This is a genomic window from Acinetobacter sp. SAAs474, from assembly GCF_032823475.1.
GTDB lineage: Bacteria > Pseudomonadota > Gammaproteobacteria > Pseudomonadales > Moraxellaceae > Acinetobacter.
On the sequence record NZ_CP127915.1, the window covers coordinates 1,796,386 to 1,817,341 of the forward strand.

At 39.0% G+C, this 20,956-nt stretch carries 19 protein-coding genes; 18 read left to right on the forward strand and 1 reads right to left on the reverse strand.

Annotation, left to right across the window (positions count from 1 at the left end):
- Nucleotides 1–2: 2 nt before the first annotated feature.
- The 12 genes from QSG86_RS09350 to QSG86_RS09405 all read left to right on the forward strand — a co-directional run bounded on the left by QSG86_RS09350 (nt 3) and on the right by QSG86_RS09405 (nt 12,104).
- Nucleotides 3–578, forward strand: coding sequence for a nitroreductase family protein (locus tag QSG86_RS09350; RefSeq protein WP_317031243.1), 576 nt, complete (start codon nt 3–5; stop codon nt 576–578).
- 18 nt (nt 579–596) lie between these two features.
- The gene (locus tag QSG86_RS09355) at nt 597–1,667 is read left to right on the forward strand and encodes an NAD(P)H-dependent glycerol-3-phosphate dehydrogenase (RefSeq protein ID WP_317031244.1); all 1,071 of its coding nucleotides are present in this window, start codon (nt 597–599) and stop codon (nt 1,665–1,667) included.
- Nucleotides 1,668–1,758: 91 nt separating this feature from the next.
- Nucleotides 1,759–2,214: a phosphoglycerate mutase family protein gene (locus QSG86_RS09360; RefSeq protein ID WP_317031245.1), complete on the forward strand. Its 456-nt coding sequence runs from the start codon at nt 1,759–1,761 to the stop codon at nt 2,212–2,214.
- 29 nt (nt 2,215–2,243) lie between these two features.
- Nucleotides 2,244–3,392 carry a type II secretion system protein GspL gene (gene gspL / locus QSG86_RS09365; protein WP_317032722.1) on the forward strand — a complete coding sequence of 383 codons (1,149 nt, stop codon included), beginning with the start codon at nt 2,244–2,246 and terminating at the stop codon, nt 3,390–3,392.
- Complete coding sequence (gene gspM, locus QSG86_RS09370; protein ID WP_317031246.1) at nt 3,389–3,871, forward strand: type II secretion system protein GspM; 483 nt, start codon at nt 3,389–3,391, stop codon at nt 3,869–3,871. Before gspL ends, gspM begins: the two co-directional genes overlap by 4 nt.
- An 87-nt stretch (nt 3,872–3,958) precedes the next feature.
- Nucleotides 3,959–4,960 (forward strand): quinone-dependent dihydroorotate dehydrogenase, encoded by a 1,002-nt coding sequence (locus QSG86_RS09375; protein ID WP_317031247.1) that lies wholly within the window; start codon nt 3,959–3,961, stop codon nt 4,958–4,960.
- A gap of 2 nt (nt 4,961–4,962) precedes the next feature.
- Nucleotides 4,963–5,541, forward strand: coding sequence for a CvpA family protein (locus QSG86_RS09380; protein ID WP_317031248.1), 579 nt, complete (start codon nt 4,963–4,965; stop codon nt 5,539–5,541).
- Nucleotides 5,542–5,565: 24 nt separating this feature from the next.
- Nucleotides 5,566–7,107 carry an amidophosphoribosyltransferase gene (gene purF, locus QSG86_RS09385; protein ID WP_317031249.1) on the forward strand — a complete coding sequence of 514 codons (1,542 nt, stop codon included), beginning with the start codon at nt 5,566–5,568 and terminating at the stop codon, nt 7,105–7,107.
- Between the two features lie 94 nt (nt 7,108–7,201).
- Nucleotides 7,202–9,094, forward strand: a complete 1,893-nt coding sequence (locus QSG86_RS09390; RefSeq protein WP_317031250.1) for a M48 family metalloprotease — start codon at nt 7,202–7,204, stop codon at nt 9,092–9,094.
- A 77-nt stretch (nt 9,095–9,171) separates the two neighbouring features.
- Nucleotides 9,172–9,843 (forward strand): hypothetical protein, encoded by a 672-nt coding sequence (locus tag QSG86_RS09395; RefSeq protein ID WP_317031251.1) that lies wholly within the window; start codon nt 9,172–9,174, stop codon nt 9,841–9,843.
- A gap of 3 nt (nt 9,844–9,846) precedes the next feature.
- Nucleotides 9,847–10,806: a D-glycerate dehydrogenase gene (locus QSG86_RS09400; RefSeq protein ID WP_317031252.1), complete on the forward strand. Its 960-nt coding sequence runs from the start codon at nt 9,847–9,849 to the stop codon at nt 10,804–10,806.
- A 116-nt stretch (nt 10,807–10,922) separates the two neighbouring features.
- Nucleotides 10,923–12,104 carry a hypothetical protein gene (locus QSG86_RS09405; RefSeq protein ID WP_317031253.1) on the forward strand — a complete coding sequence of 394 codons (1,182 nt, stop codon included), beginning with the start codon at nt 10,923–10,925 and terminating at the stop codon, nt 12,102–12,104.
- Between the two features lie 101 nt (nt 12,105–12,205).
- Here QSG86_RS09405 and QSG86_RS09410 read toward each other — a convergent pair whose 3' ends face one another.
- Entirely contained in the window at nt 12,206–13,189 is a 984-nt protein-coding gene (locus QSG86_RS09410) for a LysR substrate-binding domain-containing protein (RefSeq protein WP_317031254.1), read from the reverse strand.
- A gap of 100 nt (nt 13,190–13,289) precedes the next feature.
- Here QSG86_RS09410 and QSG86_RS09415 point away from each other — a divergent pair, with 100 nt between their 5' ends.
- From QSG86_RS09415 to cntB, 6 genes are all read left to right on the forward strand, one after another.
- A complete protein-coding gene (locus tag QSG86_RS09415) occupies nt 13,290–14,381 on the forward strand; it encodes a tartrate dehydrogenase (RefSeq protein ID WP_317031255.1) in 1,092 nt (363 codons plus the stop codon).
- Nucleotides 14,382–14,426: 45 nt separating this feature from the next.
- A complete protein-coding gene (locus QSG86_RS09420) occupies nt 14,427–16,058 on the forward strand; it encodes a BCCT family transporter (RefSeq protein WP_410487461.1) in 1,632 nt (543 codons plus the stop codon).
- Nucleotides 16,055–16,987 (forward strand): alpha/beta hydrolase, encoded by a 933-nt coding sequence (locus QSG86_RS09425; RefSeq protein ID WP_317031256.1) that lies wholly within the window; start codon nt 16,055–16,057, stop codon nt 16,985–16,987. The genes QSG86_RS09420 and QSG86_RS09425 overlap by 4 nt, the downstream gene beginning before the upstream one ends.
- 46 nt (nt 16,988–17,033) lie before the next feature.
- Nucleotides 17,034–18,149 (forward strand): carnitine monooxygenase subunit alpha, encoded by a 1,116-nt coding sequence (cntA, locus tag QSG86_RS09430; protein WP_317032723.1) that lies wholly within the window; start codon nt 17,034–17,036, stop codon nt 18,147–18,149.
- Nucleotides 18,150–18,229: 80 nt separating this feature from the next.
- The gene (locus QSG86_RS09435) at nt 18,230–19,681 is read left to right on the forward strand and encodes an NAD-dependent succinate-semialdehyde dehydrogenase (RefSeq protein ID WP_317031257.1); all 1,452 of its coding nucleotides are present in this window, start codon (nt 18,230–18,232) and stop codon (nt 19,679–19,681) included.
- Between the two features lie 165 nt (nt 19,682–19,846).
- A complete protein-coding gene (cntB, locus tag QSG86_RS09440) occupies nt 19,847–20,806 on the forward strand; it encodes a carnitine monooxygenase, reductase subunit CntB (protein ID WP_317031258.1) in 960 nt (319 codons plus the stop codon).
- The last annotated feature ends 150 nt before the right edge of the window (nt 20,807–20,956 follow it).

The following is a 20,956-nucleotide window of genomic DNA, read 5'->3' on the forward strand; positions in this document are numbered from 1 at the left end:
CAATGACCAATTCAGTAACAGAGATTGTTCATCAAAATATTCACCAACGCCAATCTATTGGTCATTTGGTTGAACCAGCACCGAATGCAGAACAATTGCAGCAGGCCTATTCGGCAGCACTGACTGCACCAGATCATCATCGTTTAAAGCCAACACGTTTTGTGGTGATAGAGGCAGAGCAGAGGGCAGCATTTGGTGAGTTGCTATCACAAGCACTGGCAGATTTAGGCCAAACTGAGGCGGCACAACTTGAACGTGTTAAACAGCATCCATATCGTGCACCACTTTTGGTGTTGGCATTAACTCAATTTGTAGATCATCCTAAAGTCCCTTATTTTGAGCAGACATTAAGTACAGGTGCTGCAATTCAGAATTTTTTATTGTCATTACAAGCACAAGGTTTTTCAACCATGTGGCGTACGGGTGCTGTGATTGAATCCAACTATTTAAAACAGGCCTTAGGTCTTGAAGCAGATGATTTAATTGCGGGAATTATCTATATTGGTACTGCTGCTAAAGCAATTGCACCACGTCCGGTATTGGATACAGCAGAATTTGTGCGTTATTGGAATCAATAAACTTACGGGAGAATAATAATGTCTGAGTTTGATTTTTCTGCTTTTATTGAGCCGATACCTAAAGCACACAGCAAATTAAGAATTACGGTATTGGGCGGAGGAAGTTTTGGTACGGCAATGGCCAATACAGCAGTGCGTAATGGTTGTGATACCATGATTTGGATTCGTGATGAAAATACTGCACAAGAAATTAATCGTAGCCATCTTAATCAACGTTATTTACCCGATTTTCCGTTAGAACATGATTTAATTGCTGTATCGGATATTGAAGTTGCAGTACGTGATCGTGATATTATTTTTGTGGCTATTCCAAGCCATTCATTTCGCGAAGTCCTCAAGCAAATTCAACCCTTTATTAGCGCACAAGCCATTGTATCTTTGACGAAAGGAATTGAAGCAGAAAGTTTCTGTTTTATGAGTGATATTATTCGTCAAGAATTACCAGAGGTTCCTTATGGTGTACTGTCTGGTCCTAATTTGGCGAAAGAAATAGTCGCAGGTCAGCCTGCGGGTACAGTGATTGCGAGTGATTCAGAGTTACTACGAACCGCAGTACAACAAGCTTTGCATAGTGCTTTGTTTCGTGTTTTTGCAAGTGATGATGTGCATGGTGTCGAGTTGGGAGGGGCGTTAAAAAATATTTATGCGGTCGCGATGGGAATGGCCGTTGCCTATAACGTTGGGGAAAATACCAAAAGTATGATCTTAACACGTGCTTTGGCTGAAATGAGTCGATTTGCTGTGACTTTGGGCGCTAATCCGCTAACTTTTTTAGGATTGTCTGGAGTGGGTGATTTATTTGCGACTTGTAATAGTCCTTTAAGCCGTAACTACCAAGTGGGCTATGCAATCGGCAAGGGAAAAAGTTTAGCGCAAGCGACAACTGAATTGGGACAAACAGCAGAAGGATTAAATACCATTATACAAGTCAAGAATCGTGCACAAGCATTGGATGTGTATATGCCGATTACCTGCGCTTTATATGATGTGATTTATAACGGTGCTCCACCGATGAGTATTGCTTTATCGTTGATGAAAAATGGTAATCGTAGTGATGTAGAGTTTGTTTTACCTCATCAACACAGTTAAATTAAAAAAATAGATCTAGATCATTATGAGATTTGCATATTTGTCATATTCTATCTCTATACTGTATTTAGCTTAAATAATAGGAAACGTGATGCAAATTACATTGGTTCGTCATGGTGAGGCGGCAGCAGCAGTTTTGGGAAATGATAAAACTCGCCCATTAACAACAAAGGGACATTTACAAGCAGAACATAGTGCCCAGTTTTTAAAAAATCAGTTACAACCTGATGTTTTCGTTGTCAGTCCATTATTGCGTGCACAGGAAACCTTGGCGCATCTCCAGCATTATTTTCCACAGGTACCTGTGGTGATTTGTAATGCTATTCAACCTGATGATGATGCAAAAGTGGCAGTTGAGTGGCTGGCACAGCTTCCTTATGAATCTATTGTAGTTGTTTGTCATATGAATGTGATTGCCCATATCGCCTCAATTTTGACCACAGAAACATTTGATCCTTATGCTTTGGCTGAAGCACGTATCTATAAGCAAGCTGTGATTGCTGCTGGACTTTCAACTGAAGTAAAGCGCTATATCCCTACGCCATAACGTTGTATTTAAAATAATGGCGGATGATGATGTTATATTTATGGATGCCAGAGGCCAGTCAGGCTTGGCAATGGTCAGTTGGGGGAAAATGGTATGAGGCTGCCTCGATAGAGGCATTAATTCAGGCCATTCAACCTTATCGTGACACTGACACGACGGTGTTTTTCCCAAGTCGCGCGATACAAATAATTCAGCAGGATATGAGCAAAGCTCAATTCCATAAATTGGGCGCTGATGGCGTGCAGTATTTATTGGAAGAGTTTGTGACGATTCCAATTGATAGTATGCGGGTTGTGCATTATTTTAAATCACCCCATCAATTATTTGTGATGGGGATTGCTCAGCAAACTTTACAACATTTTGTACATCTCTTGGCCCTATTGCCTGTGAAGATCGTTGGGTTGTTACCTGACTTTCTGATCTTGCCTGTACCTGAGCCAAATCAAGTGGTGATTGCAGAGATCTCAGGCCGTTTGTTGATTAGAGAAAATGAATATCAGGGGTCTTCTTGTGACGATTTATCTTTATATTTAGATTTTCAAGACCAAGCTCAGCAACAACAGTATAAAATTATGGGCTTACAGCAAACAGAACAGCAGATTTTATCGGCTTTGATCACACAGGAACGTTTAGAATCTGTCGATTATGTATTTTATACGCCTAAAAAGCCACAACAACATCCTTGGAATGTATGGCCCAAAGTTGCATCACATCAGGCTATTTCAGGATATTGGAAAGCCTGTATTGCATTGGTATTTACCCTGGTTTTTATTCAGTTAGGTTACGATGCTTTACGTTGGTTTAAATTTAATCAATTGGCCAATCAGACCGCAGCACAAGCATTAATGCAATACCAGCAGTGGTTTGGTGAAAATGCGCGTGTCAATGAGCAAAATTTAGCCAGCCAATTTGAAAGCCAATTAAGATCGGCTAAAATTGCAGATCAATCAGCAATACAATTGCTGAGTCAAGTTGGCCCGATGTTAATGCAGCGCAAAATGATTGCAGATCAGGTTGAATATGATGCTTCAATCTTAAGTTTGCGTTTAAAAGCAGCAGATACCGATAGCTTTAATCAATTTAGTCAACAACTTAAGCAGCAGGGGCTAAAGGTCGAGTTAGGGGATATTCAGCCGGATGGTCAAGGGGTTATTGCGATGGTTAAAATACAATCATGAGAGTTTTTCAACAGTTACAGCAGCAAACGAGAGCATTGCAGCATAAGCTAGTAGATCATCTAGATCGTTTAAGCCATCGTGAAAGAATTTTGGTGATTGCGACCAGTATTTTTCTTGTGTTTACATTGATTGGCGTGTCACTTTGGTCCATGCATCAAGCTGCAGAAAAACAGCAAATGCGTTTGAATACACTCAATCATTTAATTGTGTGGATGCAAGATCGTGTGGTTGAAATACCGCCGACAAGTGATGTTTCTGTGGGTTTAACAGAAAAAATTCAACGGGCAGCACAAACACAGGCTTTATCAGTAAGTTTGCAGGAAAATAATGGAGCTGCTCAAATTTTAGTCAATCATGCGCAATATGCTGTTTTGGCCAATTTTTTAACGCAGTTAGTACAATCTGGACTAAGTATTGAAAAGATGGTACTAATTTCTGAGAATGGTCAGATTAAATTAACAGCAATGGTGCATGAGTGAGTACAAATATACTGCGATGAAGCATGGTTTTTTTTGCGACCACCCCCTATAATACGTTGACTTAAAAAGCAGTAGACTTTTACCGATATGTTGTATTCGCTTGTCCGCCCTCTGTTATTTTCTTTAGCACCGGAGCGTGCACATGAGCTAACATTATCTTTATTGCAATCGACCCATAAATTTGGCTTGATGCGGCAAAATGTTCCTAAAAAACCTGTGATGTGTATGGGAATTGAGTTTCCGAATGCGGTTGGTTTAGCTGCAGGTCTAGATAAAAATGGTGCTCATATCGATGCCCTTGCCAGTCTTGGTTTTGGTTTTATCGAAATTGGTACCATTACACCACGTCCTCAATCCGGTAATCCTCAACCCAGATTATTTCGTTTACCTAAAGCGAAAGCGATTATTAATCGTATGGGTTTTAATAATGAGGGTGTTGATCAGCTCGTTGCCAATGTGAAAGCGGCTAAATTTAAAGGCGTATTGGGGATTAATATTGGTAAAAATGCCGATACACCTGTCGAAAATGCAGTAGATGATTACTTGATTTGCCTAGAAAAAGTCTATCAATATGCTTCTTATGTTACGGTTAATATTTCTTCACCCAATACTAAAAACTTGCGTAGTTTACAAAGTGGTGATGCACTTACAGTATTGCTCAAGACATTAAAGCAGCGTCAGTTAGAATTGGCAGATGAATTTCATCATTATGTACCACTGGTATTAAAAGTTGCACCAGATTTAGAGCAAGAAGATATTGATTTTATTGCTGCGCAATTACTTGAGTTTAAAATAGATGGTTTAATTGTAACCAATACCACTTTATCACGTGAAGGTGTAGAAAATTTACCTTATGCGAATGAAGCTGGTGGATTATCTGGTGCGCCAGTTTTTACCAAGAGTACACAATGTCTGGCTGCATTTGCTCAGGTACTGAATGGTGAAATCCCGTTAATTGGTGTAGGTGGAATTTTATCTGCTCAAGATGCAGTTGCTAAATGTGAAGCTGGAGCAAGTTTAGTTCAAATCTATAGTGGACTTATTTATGCAGGGCCTGAATTGGTGAAAGACTGTGTTCATGCATTATAAATATGAATTTTATTGATATATTTATATTGATTATTCTGCTCATTGGAGGGCTTAACGGTTTGCGTCAAGGATTGATTAAAGCCTTTGCCAACTTGATCGGATGGGTGTTTGCTTTTATTGTCGCTGCAAAATATACACCTGTTTTGGCACCTGCAATGATAATGTTTAGTGCTGATCCTGTCGTGCAAAAAATAGTGGCATTTGCCTTTATTGTATTATCCATTCTGGTGATGACATGGATTGTCACCTATGTGTTAAACCGTATTTTAAAGACATTGAAATTAGGTCCTTTAAATCGCTTGGCAGGTGGGGCTTTTGGTAGTCTAAAAGGTCTATTTATTGTCTTGATCACCTTACAGGGTATAGGGCCTTGGGTGGAAAGTTCGCCATATTGGAAGCAATCAAAATGGGTGCATGCATTATTGCCTTATGCGCCATGGGCAACACAAATGTCTAAAGATGTGGCGGGTGAAGCTTTGCAACATATAAAGCCTGAGAGTACCAAAAAGACTCCAGAGCTACCTTCTGTACATCACTCTAATAGTGAAACAGAAGATTCAACGAAAAATCCTTTTTATTAATCCTAGCTTGTCTGCGAGGTTGTTATGTGTGGAGTTGTTGGTATAGCTGGTAAATCGCCTGTTAACCAAATGTTGTTTGATGCTTTGACGATGTTACAGCATCGTGGACAAGATGCCGCTGGAATTGTGACCTGTCACGAAGGGCGTTTATTTCTTCGTAAAGACAATGGTATGGTGCGTGATGTGTTTCATACGCGCCATATGCGTGCATTACGCGGTAATTATGGTATTGGTCATGTGCGTTACCCAACTGCAGGTTCTGCAAGTAGTGCCGAAGCACAGCCCTTTTATGTAAATTCTCCTTACGGTATTACCTTGGCACACAATGGTAATTTAACCAATGCTGAAGATATTCATGATGATCTGTTTAAAACGGATTTACGTCATATGAATACTGATTCTGATTCAGAAGTATTGTTAAACGTATTTGCGCATGAGTTACAAAAGCGTGGTAAGTTGGTTCCTTCAGCAGATGATATCTTTGAAGTTATTGCGCGTGTACATGAGCGTTGTCAAGGCGCTTATGCTGTTGTAGCAATGATTACAGGACAGGGGATTGTTGGTTTTCGTGATCCGAAAGGAATTCGACCATTGATTTACGGTTCTCGTGAAACAGAGCAAGGGTTAGAGTATATTATTGCATCGGAGTCAGTCGCAATTACGGCTTTAGGCTTTAAAGTTGAACGTGATTTGGCACCAGGCGAAGCGATTTTTATTAGTGCAGATGGTCAATTGTATACACAGCAATGTGCAGCTCATCCAGAATATCGTCCATGTATTTTTGAGTATGTTTATTTTGCGCGTCCTGATGCAACCATTGATGGTATTTCTGTCTATAAAGCACGCTTAAAAATGGGTGAAAAATTAGCACAAAAGATTCTGCGTGAATGGGGTGATCAGCATGATATCGATGTGGTGATTCCAATTCCAGATACATCACGTACTTCAGCACTAGAGTTGGCAAATATATTGGGCGTAAAATTTCGCGAAGGTTTTATGAAAAACCGTTATATTGGCCGAACTTTTATTATGCCAGGTCAACAACAGCGTGAAAAATCAGTTCGTCAAAAATTAAACCCTGTTGAGCTTGAGTTTCAAGGTAAAAATGTACTGTTAGTGGATGATTCGATTGTACGTGGTACAACCTGTAACGAAATTATCCAAATGGCACGTGACTCTGGCGCTAAAAAGGTATTCTTTGCTTCTGCTGCTCCAATGGTTAAATACCCGAATGTCTACGGTATCGATATGCCAGCAAAATCTGAATTGATTGCAGCAAATCGCAGTGTGGAAGAAATTCGTGAAATTATTGGTGCAGATCGTCTGGTATTCCAAGATCTTGATGATTTGAAAGAGGCGGTGCGTACCATTAAAGTTCCAGCTGTGACAGAGTTTGATTGTTCTGTATTTGATGGTGTTTACGTGACAGGTGGTATTGATGAACAATACCTGAATAATCTACAGAAAAAACGTAATGATTCTGCTAAAAAAAATAAAAAAGATGGTTATATTGATGCCAATGTCGATACGGCTTCAGTTGATCTAACAGGAATTAAAGAAGAGTAAACATTCTTCTTGATTATCACTTAAAAAAGCGGGAATTTCCCGCTTTTTTAATTTATGATGTAGTGATTGAGACATGATAATTAGGGAATTTACATTGAATGATGTAAGTTACTTTGGATTGAATGATAGAACATTATTCTGGGCAATTGCGGTGTGGTTTGTTGCGCTGGTGTTGACGCTTCTGATTCTAAATGCACTATTGGGGGTGATGGTCTACTATTTTGATCCTTCACAAGCGATATTCTGGAATGATCACAGTCTACATTTTTTGATGTTTTTATTGGGCTTGATGAGCCTGTTTTTATTAAGAGATGCTTATATCTTTAGAGATGGCGGGCATTCATTTGCAACGCATTTAAAAGCACGTCGTATTCATTTTATTGAGAGTACACCTGAAGAACATCAGGCATTAAAAATAACCAGTGAACTGGCTGAAAAATTTTCTATTGATGCTCCTGCTTTATATGTTTTAGCCGATGAAATTGGCGTTAATGCATTTACTGCAGGATTTCATACGCAAGATACCGTGATTATTTTAACTTGGGGTGCATTACAAAATTTAGATGAATATGAACTATATGGTTTGTTGGGTCATGAGTTTAATCGAATTTTATCAGGTGAGACGGTTGAAAATACTCAATTAAAAATTCTATATAGTTGTTTAACTACTTTAAGTTTGATTGGCAGTAAAATTGCCAAACAAGGTTTTAATCGTAATTGTAAAGATTCTAGAAGAAAGTTTTCGACCTTATTTGTGGCTTGTGGCGGTTTTATTTGGCTCGTGGGTAGTTTGGGAATACTGATGACGCGCTTTTTTAAGTATATTACTTTAAGAGGGCGAACCTTTAAGGATGACTTGACGACGAAACAATTATTGCAAAATGATGCCAATATTCAGACCTTATTACGTATCTCTGTACAGGCCGAAGGTTCACAAATTTATAGTGAATATTCGGAAGAAATTGCACATATGTGTTATGCCAATTCTTTAAGACCACAAAACTGGCTTAATATTCATCCGAGTATTGATAGTCGTTTATTTATGCTCAGACCTACTCTGGCACAAGAAATATCTTGGGACTGTTTAACCACACGGCATCATCTTTCATTATTAACATTATTTAAATCATGGCAAGAATTGGATGAGGATGTGTATAAACCCTTATGGTCATCACCAAAACCTTTGCCGCTGTTACGTTTATCGCCGATTAGTTTTGCGATTAAAGATGCCATTAAGCCGCTCAATCCTGAGGTACGCGAAAATATACAGCGTCCTGAACTGATTCAACGTGCATTTCAAACCTCAACAGGTTCAAGAGAGGTGATGATTGCAATTTTGATGATACGCCAGTACCGTGAGTTTATTCCCGCTGATGCAAATGTCAGTCGAGCAATTGTGGATGAATTATTACGTTTAGATGGTCGCTATCATATTAGTATTTTTCACGAAGCGTGCCGAAATATAGGCCCAATGCCTGACAGTATTGCACGTCAGTTTGTCACCAAATTGGCCCATATCATTCAAGAAGATGGTGAAATTGGTTTATTGGATGCTTTATTGCTAGAATGTGTGAAGGATCAACTTAAACTTTTACCTCAAAGAGTACCAAAGTCCTTTATTGAGGTTAAACCGAATATTGTACGATTAATTGATGCATTACTACATGTACAGCAAATTAATAGTGAAAATCAGCTACATGTGCGAGAAGATATTTTAAAACGAATTTTAACGCCAGAAGAATTAGAGAACTATCAAGAAATTTCAGATGAACCAATTGATTTAGCTGAAGTTTTACAGGATATGGCTGGTTTGTTGTTACGAGAGCGTTTGATCATTTTAGCGGATGCTGAGCTCTGTTTGTGGAGTGATCGAATTATTACTCAAGATGAATTGGATGTCTTGGAGTTATTGTACTGGAGATTGGGTTTTGAGACCAAAGAAATCATTGAAATTATGCATAAAAAAAATAGTTTGATTATCATTTAATATGCGATTGAAGAAACAACAGCAAGCGCTGCAATTTCCCGTTAAAATAGTATGAGACTAGACAGTAGATACATGTGATGATTGGCCATCAAAGAGCAGTTTTAGCACAATTAGGGATTGATATTTGGATCTCTAGAGATAGCGTGTGTCAAAAAGTCGCTTCTTCTCCACTATGGCGTGATCAAGTACGATCAGAAATCGTAACTCATTTGGCGGCACCGTCAGATATTAAAGCACCGATCACAGTAGATGTAGATGTTGTTGCTTCATCTATAGCATCACCTAAATCATCCATAGACATGGAAGCATTCAAGGTGGTGGATGCCGCTCAGATACAGCAGACCGAAGCTATTGTGCGGGAACAGTCAGCTCAAGATAAAATTGCGGCATTTTCATTACAAGCGATACAATTGGTGCATATGGTCATCGTTGTAAATAGTACCCATCTTACAGCGCAACAACAACAATTATGGGCCAATATTCAACGTGCGGCAAATGCCACATTTTTTGAGTTAAACTGGCCTTTTGCAGCAGCAGAAATGAATGATGCTGATGGTGTTGAAAATTATATTCAAGGTTTTATGGATATGATTTCGCATGATAAACAGATGATCAGCTTGGGGCCACTTCCGTATTGGAACAATCGTGAATTGATGCCACTCGCCAGTTTGCAAGATATGCTGGATCAGCCCTTGTTAAAACGAAGACTATGGAATTTTATACAACATCAACAAAACGTAGCAGGATAGCAGATGAAGCAAAAGGTTGTTGTTTTTAGTCAAATTGATCCAGTCATACTGGCACAGTTAAAGGCGCAGTTTAATGTCGTAGAAATTAATCCTAAATTGGGTGATGTTAATCAGCAGATTGCACATGCTGTGACAGATGCTGATGCGATGATTGGTGCTGGACGTTTACTCAACCAAAGTAATTTAGCCAGTGCGACGCGATTAAAAGTAATTTCAAGTGTAAGTGTTGGCTATGATAATTATGATGTTGCGTATCTTAAACAACGCAATATTGTATTGTGTCATACCCCAGGTGTATTGACTGAAACAACAGCGGATTTAGCCTTCGCTTTACTGATGAGTGCTGCACGAAAAGTGGTGTCTTTGGATGCTTGGACTAAAGCAGGGCAATGGCATAAAACGGTTGGGCCAGCACTTTTTGGCCAAGATGTTTTTGGTAAGAAACTTGGTATTATTGGTTTGGGGGACATTGGTGCAGCCATTGCACGCCGCGGTTTTTATGGTTTTAATATGCCTGTTTTGTATCATAGTCGTCATGAAAAACCTGAAATTGCTTTGCCGTTACAGGCACAATACTGTGATTTAGATTATTTGTTACAGCATGCTGATTTTGTTGTGGTTGCAGTCGACTTAAATCCTGAATCGCAGGCATTAATTGGTTCAGCACAATTTGCCATGATGCAAAAACATACGATATTTATTAATATTTCACGTGGTGCTGTTGTGGATGAGGCTGCTTTAATTCACGCTTTAGAAACACAGCAGATTTATGCTGCTGGTTTAGATGTTTATGCAAAAGAACCTTTGCAACACAGTCCATTGTTTGCGTTAAATAATGTGGCGACTTTGCCTCATGTCGGTTCCGCTACAGCCGCAACACGTTTAAAAATGTCACAACTGGCCTATCAAAATTTAGTCGATGTATTGGCAGGTAAAACCCCTCCATATTGTGTTAATGCATAGTATTTACAGTTTGAGAAGATTAAACACATAACGTAAAGGCTGAGTTTATGGATACTGCATTGATTTAAAGGTCAAATTTGTTCAATTTGGAGCTCTTTTTGTCAGGGATGCCCAATATGAAAAAATTATGGTTTTGTTCTTCATTGATGTTGTTAGGTAGTAGTTCGTTGAGCTATGCAGCAGATTTATCGTGGGGTGATCCGCATGCCGAAGCAGGTCAGTTTAGTATTGCTGGTGCGATTCGTACCCGTTATCAACATAAAGATTTTTCCGATGATGCCAATGAGGGAACAAATGGTGATTGGAAACTTGCGGATTTAAAGTTGGTATTGAATTATGAAAATCCAAATTGGTTAGCACAAACCGATGTCCGTTGTTATCAATATGACCGTTTATGTGATGCAGTGTTCTTACATAGTGCTTGGGTGGGATATAAACTTAATGATCAACAGACCTTGAGTGCGGGTTTACAATCAACAGATTTTGGTTTTGGTCGTTTTTGGGGAAGCAGTTATTATGAAACACTATTTAATACGCTGGGCTATGAAGATGTTCATAATTTAGGTTTAAGATATAAAGTCAAGCATCAGGATTATAGTTTTACTTTGGGTTTCTATCCAACAGATGGGGGAAATTTTAAAGGTATTTCAAAAGATTCAAGTCGTTATACTGGTAATTTTGTAGAAGCTGATGATCTGGATCAAGGTACTCATATTAAAGAACGTAACATGTGGGTGACACGGCTTGCCAAGAATATTCAATGGGGAGCGCAGGACAGTATATCGTCTGAGATTGGGGGATCATTTTGGTATTCTGATTTAAAGAATAAAAAAACTGATTTAACAGGTCATAAGCGTAATTGGAATATATTTAGCACCACCAACTATCAGGACTGGCAACTGATGTTATTGGCAGGTAAACAAAAAATTAACAATAAAGATCAATTGATGCGTGATAGTTCGACTTTGGGCGCATTTGATTATGCCTATAATATTGCCAATAATGGCCGCTATGGGTTGGCTGAAATAAACTATAGTTTTAAACATGAGTTTTATGGTATTACGGGAATTAAGCCATATTTATCTTATAGTCAATTCTTTAAAGATGAAGATGGATATAAAGACTCAAATCGTATTATTGGTGGAGTTGCCTTCAATTATAAACAAATTGGTATTCAAGCAGAATATATTTGGTCCCGTAATGATGCCATGATTGGTGGAACATCGAAAGCACTTGCAGAAGGCGATAATAATGACTGGAATAAACTGTTCTATTTAGCAATTGGTTATTATTTTTAATCCAATTTTAAATTATGAATGCAATCTAATCATTTCGGCTTTATACGAGGATTGAGGCAATAGTGTGAATTGCTGACCTCAATCCTCTCTATGCAATAGCATTATAAAAATACTTTCTCTGGCGCAATAATAGGTTGATCGGTTTTGGCCAGAATAGGTTTACCTCGAGTCAAGCTATTTAAATATTGTAAACGACTTAACAATTGGGCCTGAATGAATAAAATACATGTTTTTAGCTTGGAAGAACTTCGTAGTCGAGAAGGATAAACTGCCCAAATATCAGCATCTTGCCAATAACTGGTGAGAATGTGTTGTAATTTACCATCTAATAATTCTTCCATAACATCCCAGACAGAACACAGCATAATGCCTTGGTCATCGATTACCAGTTGTTTAATGATTTCACTATTATTTGAAGTAAATTTAGGTGCAATCGAAATTGATAAATCCTCCATGGGGCTGCGTAATTTCCATACATGGCGAGATTGATCACGTTCTTGTATTGCTAGACAATAATGATTGGCCAGTTCATCTAAATCATCAGGTTCGCTATGGATTTGTAAATAGCGCGGTGAAGCACATAAGATCCGAAAATTGGGCAACAGCTTTTTAGCGATCATATTGGGCGAAATATCATTTCCGACAAATATATCTAAATCCAAACTGTGTTGAATTAAATCTACCGCATGATCAATGGTATTAAATTGAATATCCAGTTCAGGATACATGGTCATTAATTTTGATAGAATGGGGGCAACATGGCTGCGACCAAAGCCAAAACTACTGACAATATCAATACGACCAGTAGGCGTATTTTGTGGATTATTAATTAAATCATTGAGTTCATCAAATTCATTTAAAATATTAGATACACGTTCTAATATCAGTTTGCCATCTTCCGTTAGGCTGACATGTCGTGTACTGCGATGAAAGAGTGTACAGTTTAGATTATTCTCTAAGATATTGATTCTTTTACTAACGTAAGCAGGAGAAGCCCCCAGTTCGTCTGCTGAAGCAACAAAACTTTTCCGCTTAGCGACTACGCAAAAGACCTTTAAGTCTGAAAGGTTTGGTAGATTATTCACGATTCGTGTCCATAGGATTAATGATTACCTTGTTGATCTTTGACGCCCGAAAAAGCATCTTAGCGCCTGAGGAATATGCTAAGTAGCAAACGGAATGGATATGACAAAGATTTGGAAAATCGCAACCATTGCTGGCGATGGAATTGGCTTAGAGGTTTTACCACAAGGGATCAAGGTAGTAAAGGCAGTCGCAGAAAAATATCAGCTCAAGCTGCAGTTTGATTGTTTTGACTGGGCCAGTTGTGATTACTATCTAACACATGGTCAAATGATGCCAGATGATTGGTTTGATATTTTAAAACAGTATGATGCTATCTTTTTTGGTGCGGTAGGTTGGCCTAGCAAAGTTCCGGATCATATTTCACTGTGGGGATCCTTACTACAATTTCGTCGTCGTTTTGATCAATATGTTAATTTACGTCCAGTACGCTTAATGCCGGGTGTGCAGTCACCATTGGCCAATAAGCAACCAGGCGATATTGATTTTTATGTGGTACGTGAAAATAGTGAAGGCGAATATTCTGCGATTGGGGGTAAAGCATTTGAGGGAACAGACCGTGAGTTTGTCTTACAAGAAGCAGTGTTTACTCGTCATGGTGTTGATCGAATTTTAAAATATGCGTTTGAGCTTGCTCAAGCCAGAGATGCCAAGAAACTAACGGCTGCAACCAAGTCAAATGGTGTGGCGATTAGTATGCCATATTGGGATGAACGTGTTGATGCAATGTCTACACACTATCCTGAAGTACAAGCAGATAAGCAACATGTCGATATTCTGGCAGCAAGATTTGTATTGCAACCTGAGCGTTTTGATGTGGTGGTTGCTTCGAATTTGTTTGGCGATATTTTATCTGATTTAGGGCCAGCATGTACTGGAACAATTGGTTTAGCCGCTTCAGCTAATTTAAATCCAGAGCGAAATTTTCCTTCTTTATTTGAGCCTGTACATGGTTCAGCACCAGATATCTATGGGCAGAATATTGCCAATCCAATTGCAGCAATTTGGTCTGGCGCAATGATGCTGGATTTTTTAGGTAATGGAAATGCTGTATTTACTCAGGCAAGTCAAGACATTATGCAGGCAATTGAGCATGTACTGGTGAACGGTCCTAAAACTGCAGATGTGGGTGGTTCTGCAAAAACGGATGAAGTGGGCGATGCAATTGCTGCATTTATCACGAGTTATGCATAACGCTTAGTCAGCAAGATTAAGTTTGATTAATAAGGATTTATGAATATGGATAGCAAACCTAATAAGGTTAAAATGGATAAGCTACTCGCGAGTATAAGCTTATCTATCGTCTTCCTTTCAGTGCTTGCGCTTTCAATTTATTCGAAAGAATCAATTGCATTTGCAGAAAAGATTTTATATTGGAGTACCTCCATTTTTTCTGCACCAGTTTTGTTATTTGGTTTTTTTGCCTGTATTTTTGTGATCGGTTTAGCATGTAGTAAATATGGACATATTAAACTGGGGGAAGGAAAGCCAGAATATCGAACGTCATCATGGATTTTTATGTTTATTCTGGCGGGGCTTGGATCTTCAACCTTGTATTGGGGGTTCTTGGATTGGGCATATTATTATCAAACACCAGGTTTGAATATTGCACCGAATACTGCGGATGCATTGAAATATAGTGTGCCTTATACCATGTTTCATTGGACAATTAGTGCATGGTCAATTTATGCCTTAGCTTCTATTTCAGTATGTTATAGCTTCCATGTCCGTAAAAATAAAGGCTTAAGCTTAGCTGCTATTATGGAGTCTATTACGGGTTTTAAAGCGACCGGTGTGGTTGGGCGTCTAATTGATTTGATGTTTTTATTGTGTATGTTTGGTGCATTGACGATTTCACTGGTTCTAACAGCCATTACATTTACCAATATTTTATCTGCTTTAACTGGTATTCCAAATACTTTCATGACCAATGCAATCATCGTACTATTTGTTTCGATACTGTTTGCACTGAGTTCATATGTGGGTATGGATAAAGGAATGCAGCGTCTAAGTTCAATGGTGTGTTATGCCGTTTTTGCTTTCGCAATTTATGTATTTTTCTTTGGTCCAACACAATTTATCTTAAATAATACCATCACCAGTGTTGGGTTAATGTTTAGTAACTTTGTCAGCATGAGCTTATTTACTGATCCACTTGGCGATGGCAAGTTTACCCGTGAATGGACAGTATTTTATTGGCTATGGTGGACATCGTATGCACCAGGTGTAGCACTTTTTGTAACACGTGTTTCAAAAGGACGTACGATTCGTGAAGTACTGTTGGCCATGGTATTAGGCGGGAGTGCGGGTATGTGGGTTTTCTTCGGTATTATGGAAAACTACAGTATCTATCAATTTGTCCATGGTGTCGTGAATGTACCTGAAATATTGAGTGGACAAGGTGGTGAGGTCGCGATTGCTCAATTGCTTAATCTATTGCCTGGCGGCACAATCATGATGTGGATTTTCTTGGCCATCATGGTGATCTTTTTGGCAGCCCATATGGATGCTGTCGGCTATGCAGTATCGGCAACCTGCTCTAAAGGTTTGCAAGAAGGACAAGATCCATCTCCAAATATTCGTTTATTTTGGTGTGTGATGTTAACGCTCGTACCATTAGCGATGATCTTTTCAAAAGCGCCTTTAGATACCATGAAAGCGGCGACGATTGTGACTGCTTTACCATTTATTGTCATTATTTTAGTACAAACTTTTGGTTTAGTGCGCTGGTTACGTGCAGATTATGCAACATTACCTTCTTATATGATTGAAAAGGGTGAAAAGAGTGAAACCCTTAAGCAAATTCAAGAACATAATGATGCGCTCCTTCCACAAGTATTGACTTCTGAGTGTGAAAGGAAATCCGTATGAGTGAACAGAGTCAACCGATTTTAACCGAAGATATGCACATGTTTGATTACTGGAGTGGTGTTTATAGTCCAGCTGATCAACATATTGATTCTCTTCGCGCAGCATATGATGCATTCCAGCAGCATTATACTTTGCCACGTACAGATGACATGATCGTGGAAGATCAAGTATTGCACTTGCCTGATCATGCGATTCATTTGCGCACATTTTGTCCTGAACAGGATATGCCTGAAACAGGCTGGCCATGGATTTTTTATATTCATGGTGGTGGTAATGTCGTAGGCAGCGCAGATTCACATGAATATATTGCACGTCAATTAGCACGTGATCTGCAGGTTAAGGTATTTTTACCTGAATATGGTTTGGTACCTGAGTTTGGTTGGGATCAGGGGCAGCGTGATTGTTTAGAAGCCTATTGTATCCTGATTGCACAAGCGAGTGTATGGAACATTGCCGTAAATCAAGCGGCGATTGTTGCGGATGGTTCAGGCGTCGCTATTGCCTTGGCAGTACAGCAAGCCTTGGCATTATCTATACAACCTCAAGTACAAGCATTTATTTTCCCATCATTTATGCCGCAACAGAATGAAGTACTGCCTTATTCCAAAGCGAGTTTGGTTTATCAAGTTGAAAATCAAGCATTAATGCAAGATTGGACGGGTATTGCAGTACAACATGCGTCACGCACCTTCGTAAGTTTAAAAGGTGATATTGTTCCTAGTTTTGTCGCCTTGACTGAATTTGATTTATCTGCCAGTGCAAATCAGGCCCTGATCCAGCAATTAGAGCAATTAAGTTCTCAGGTTGAAGTGCATCGAGGGATGGGTTTGCGTGCCAATTGTTTACCACTATTAAGAGATTGCCCTGAAGTGGCAGCAATTTACGCTGCATTACTACAGTTTTTAAGCCCCCATTTTTTAGAAATTTAATTTTAGTGAGGAGAACATCATGAATTCACTTGAGAAAATTCCAACTGTGCAAGCAGTGGATCGACTACCTGAAGACTTTTGTCAGGATCCGGATCAAGCCTGGACAGTGCCTAAAGTGTTCTATACATCTAAGCAGGTTTTTGAAAAAGAAAAAGAAGATATCTTTGCAAAAAGTTGGATTTGTGTAGGACATTGCAGTGAAGTTGCCCAGCCTAATCAATATTTTACGCGTAAAATTATTGGTGAAAATATTATTGTGATCCGTGGTAAGGATAGTGTTTTACGTGCATTTTATAATGTTTGTCCACATCGTGGTCATGAGCTATTAACAGGTGCAGGTAAGTCGAAAAATGTGATTACCTGTCCATATCATGCTTGGACCTTTAAGCTAGATGGTTCTTTGGCTTTAGCACGTAATTGTGAAAATGTTGCTAATTTTGATAAAGAAGGCTCGAATCTTGTTGGATTGAAAGTTGAAGAGTATGCAGGATTTATTTTTATTAATATGGATCCAGAAGTAACCTGTGTGGCAGATCAACTGCCTGGATTTGCTGAAAAATTAAATGAAGCATGTAAAGTTGTTAAGGATTTAAAACTCGCAGCGCGGTTTGTGACAGATACGGCAGCGAACTGGAAAATCATTGTGGACAACTATATGGAATGTTACCACTGTGGTCCAGCGCATCCGGGTTTTTCTGATTCAGTACAAGTCGATAAATATTGGCATACGGTCCATGATCGTTGGACGCTACAGTTTGGTTATGCACGTTCATCTGAAAAATCATTTAAATTAGATCCATCTGTTGTTGATCCATCATTTAGTGGTTTTTGGACTTGGCCAAGTACCATGTTTAATGTGCCACCTGGTGGTGATTTTATGACAGCAATCTATGAGTTTCCTGTCGATGAAGAAACGACGTTACAGCATTATGATATTTACTTCTTAAATGAAGAGCTTACTCAAGAGCAAAAAGATCTAATTGAATGGTACAAGCATGTGTTCCGTCCTGAAGATTTAAACTTGGTTGAAAGTGTACAGCGTGGTCTAAAATCGCGTGGTTATCGTGGTCAAGGTCGTATTATGACGGACAAGCAACGCTCTGGTATCAGTGAGCATGGTATTGCTTATTTCCAAAGTCTGGTTGCGCAACATCATCAATAATTAATTACAGCAGATCGTTGAGTTGAACCTAAGCCCATTCTTAGGTTTGGCTTGATGGTTTTATTGCGGAGTAAATAACCATGTCAGCATTACAACATTATGACTTATTTCAACAATCTGCTTTTATTGGTGGACAATGGCTTGATGCACAAGATCAAGATACTGTTATTGTAACCAATCCTGCAACGGATGAGCAGATTGGTCGGATTCCCAATATGGGACAAGCTGAGGCGACTCAAGCTGTTGAATGTGCTTATCAAGCATTACAATCATGGAAGGCTTTAACTGCTCAGGCACGTGCAGATCTTTTATTGGCATGGTATCAATTGACTTTAGCACATGCAGATGAACTTGCCCATATTATGACGATTGAACAGGGTAAGCCATTGGCAGAAGCTTTGGGTGAAGTGAAATATGCAGCGTCATTCATTCAATGGTTTGCAGAAGAAGCCAAACGTGTTTATGGAGATATCATTCCAACCACCAATACAGCGCAACGTTTTTTGGTGACCAAAGAACCGATCGGTGTTGTTGCTGCAATTACACCATGGAATTTCCCTTTAGCGATGATTACACGTAAGGCAGCGCCAGCATTAGCGGCAGGTTGTACGATGGTCATTAAACCTGCAAATGAAACGCCTTACTGTGCTTTAGCAATTGCTAAACTCGCAGAGAAAGCTGGTATTCCTGCTGGTGTAATTAATGTAGTGACGGGTAAATCTGAAGCAATTGGTTCAGTCTTTACCGGTCATGAAAAAGTCAAAAAACTTACTTTTACTGGTTCAACACCTGTTGGGCGTTTATTGATGCAGCAATGCGCCCCAACCATTAAAAAACTTGCATTAGAATTGGGTGGAAATGCACCTTTAATTGTATTTGAAGATGCTGATTTAGATAAAGCAGTTCAGGGTGCGATTTTAGCCAAATATCGTAATGCAGGACAAACCTGTGTGTGTGCCAATCGTATCTATGTCCATAAAAATGTATATCGTGACTTCACTGAAAAATTTGTTACAGCAGTACAAGCATTAAAAGTCGGGAATGGCTTGGATGAAGGAACACAGATTGGGCCTTTAATCAATGAAAAAGCACTGCTTAAGGCACAACATCTGATTGATGATGCATGCGCTAAGGGTGCTGTTATTGCATGTGGTGGTCAACGTCATTCATTAGGACATAGCTTTTTTGAGCCTACGGTTTTAACACATGTTGATCAAAGTATGGATATTGTTTCTGAAGAAATTTTTGGTCCAGTGGCACCATTAATTTGTTTTGAAAATGATGAAGATGTCATTGCTCAGGCAAATGCCACCATCTATGGTTTGGCAGCCTATATTTATACTGAAAATATTTCACGTATTTTTAAAGTTTCAGAACAATTGGAATATGGCATGGTGGGGATGAACTCTACGGCAATTTCCAATGAAGTGGTACCGTTTGGTGGTGTAAAACAATCGGGTATTGGTCGTGAAGGTTCTAAGTATGGTTTAGAGGAATTTATGACAATCAAATACTTATGTTTGGGTCTTTAAGCACTAGGCAGCCAATTTATTTTGCAATTCAGCTTTGTATTGTATGTTGAAAAACTTATCGGGAGGCACTGTGCCTTCTGCTGGCTGAACATGAATCTATATGATGTGCTGTGATTATGAGTAGGTAATACAGCACATATGTTTGCTTAATATCAGGATATCAAGATGACAGAAAGTTATCATATGTTTCCCGCTGTCGTCACAAAAGTGGAACAGCTGACACCATTGATTAAACGCTTTACTTTTAAACGTCAGGATGGTGAAAATTTTCCAGCATTTACAGGAGGCAGTCATATCATTGTTAAAATGAATGATAAATTGTCGAATGCTTATTCACTGATGAGTAATGCCAAAGATTTATCCAGCTATCAAGTCTGTGTGCGTAAAGATGTCGAGGGTAAAGGTGGTTCTGTTTTTATGCATGAACAGTGCATAGAAGGTTTTAAACTGGAGATATCATCTCCTAAAAATCTATTTGAATTGGCAGCTACGGGTGAAAAACATCTTTTAATTGCAGGCGGCATTGGTATTACGCCATTTTTGCCGCAAATGGATGAGTTAGCAGAACGAGGTGTATGTTATGAATTACATTATGCCTATCGCTCTGCTGAACATGCTGCATTATGGGATGATTTAACACAAAGTCGTCATGCTGAATGTGTGATAAACCATATTGATAGTGAAGGTGATCAGCTAGATTTAAATCAATTAATTGCCGATCAGCCATCAGGTACGCATGTTTATGTCTGTGGGCCAAAACCGATGATTGATGCTGTGATTGATACTTGCCATCGGTATCAACTGCGCGATGAGTACATTCATTGGGAGCAGTTCGCGTCTAATGCACCTCAGCAAGGTGAGTCTTTTACGGTCATTTTAGCCAAAACCAATCAGCGTATTGAGGTTATGGCAGATCAAACCATTTTACAAGCAATTGAATCTCTTCATATTGATGTCGAATGTTTATGTCGTGAAGGGGTATGTGGTACCTGTGAAACAGCAATTTTACAAGGTGAAGCAGAACATTTTGATCAGTATTTGGATGATGATGAAAAAGCAGCACAGCAAAGTATGATGATTTGTGTTTCTCGTGCTAAAGGTAAAGAAATTACCTTGGATCTTTAAGGGGCTTGATTTGGTTGTCATCTCCTGATATTGACGCTAAAAGATGATCATCATCACATGGTATTTTGGATAGGGATAAGGATTCAGGGATGAATCCTTTTTTTGTATTTACTCATCCAGATTGAAGTGTGATGATGTCATAGACCAAAA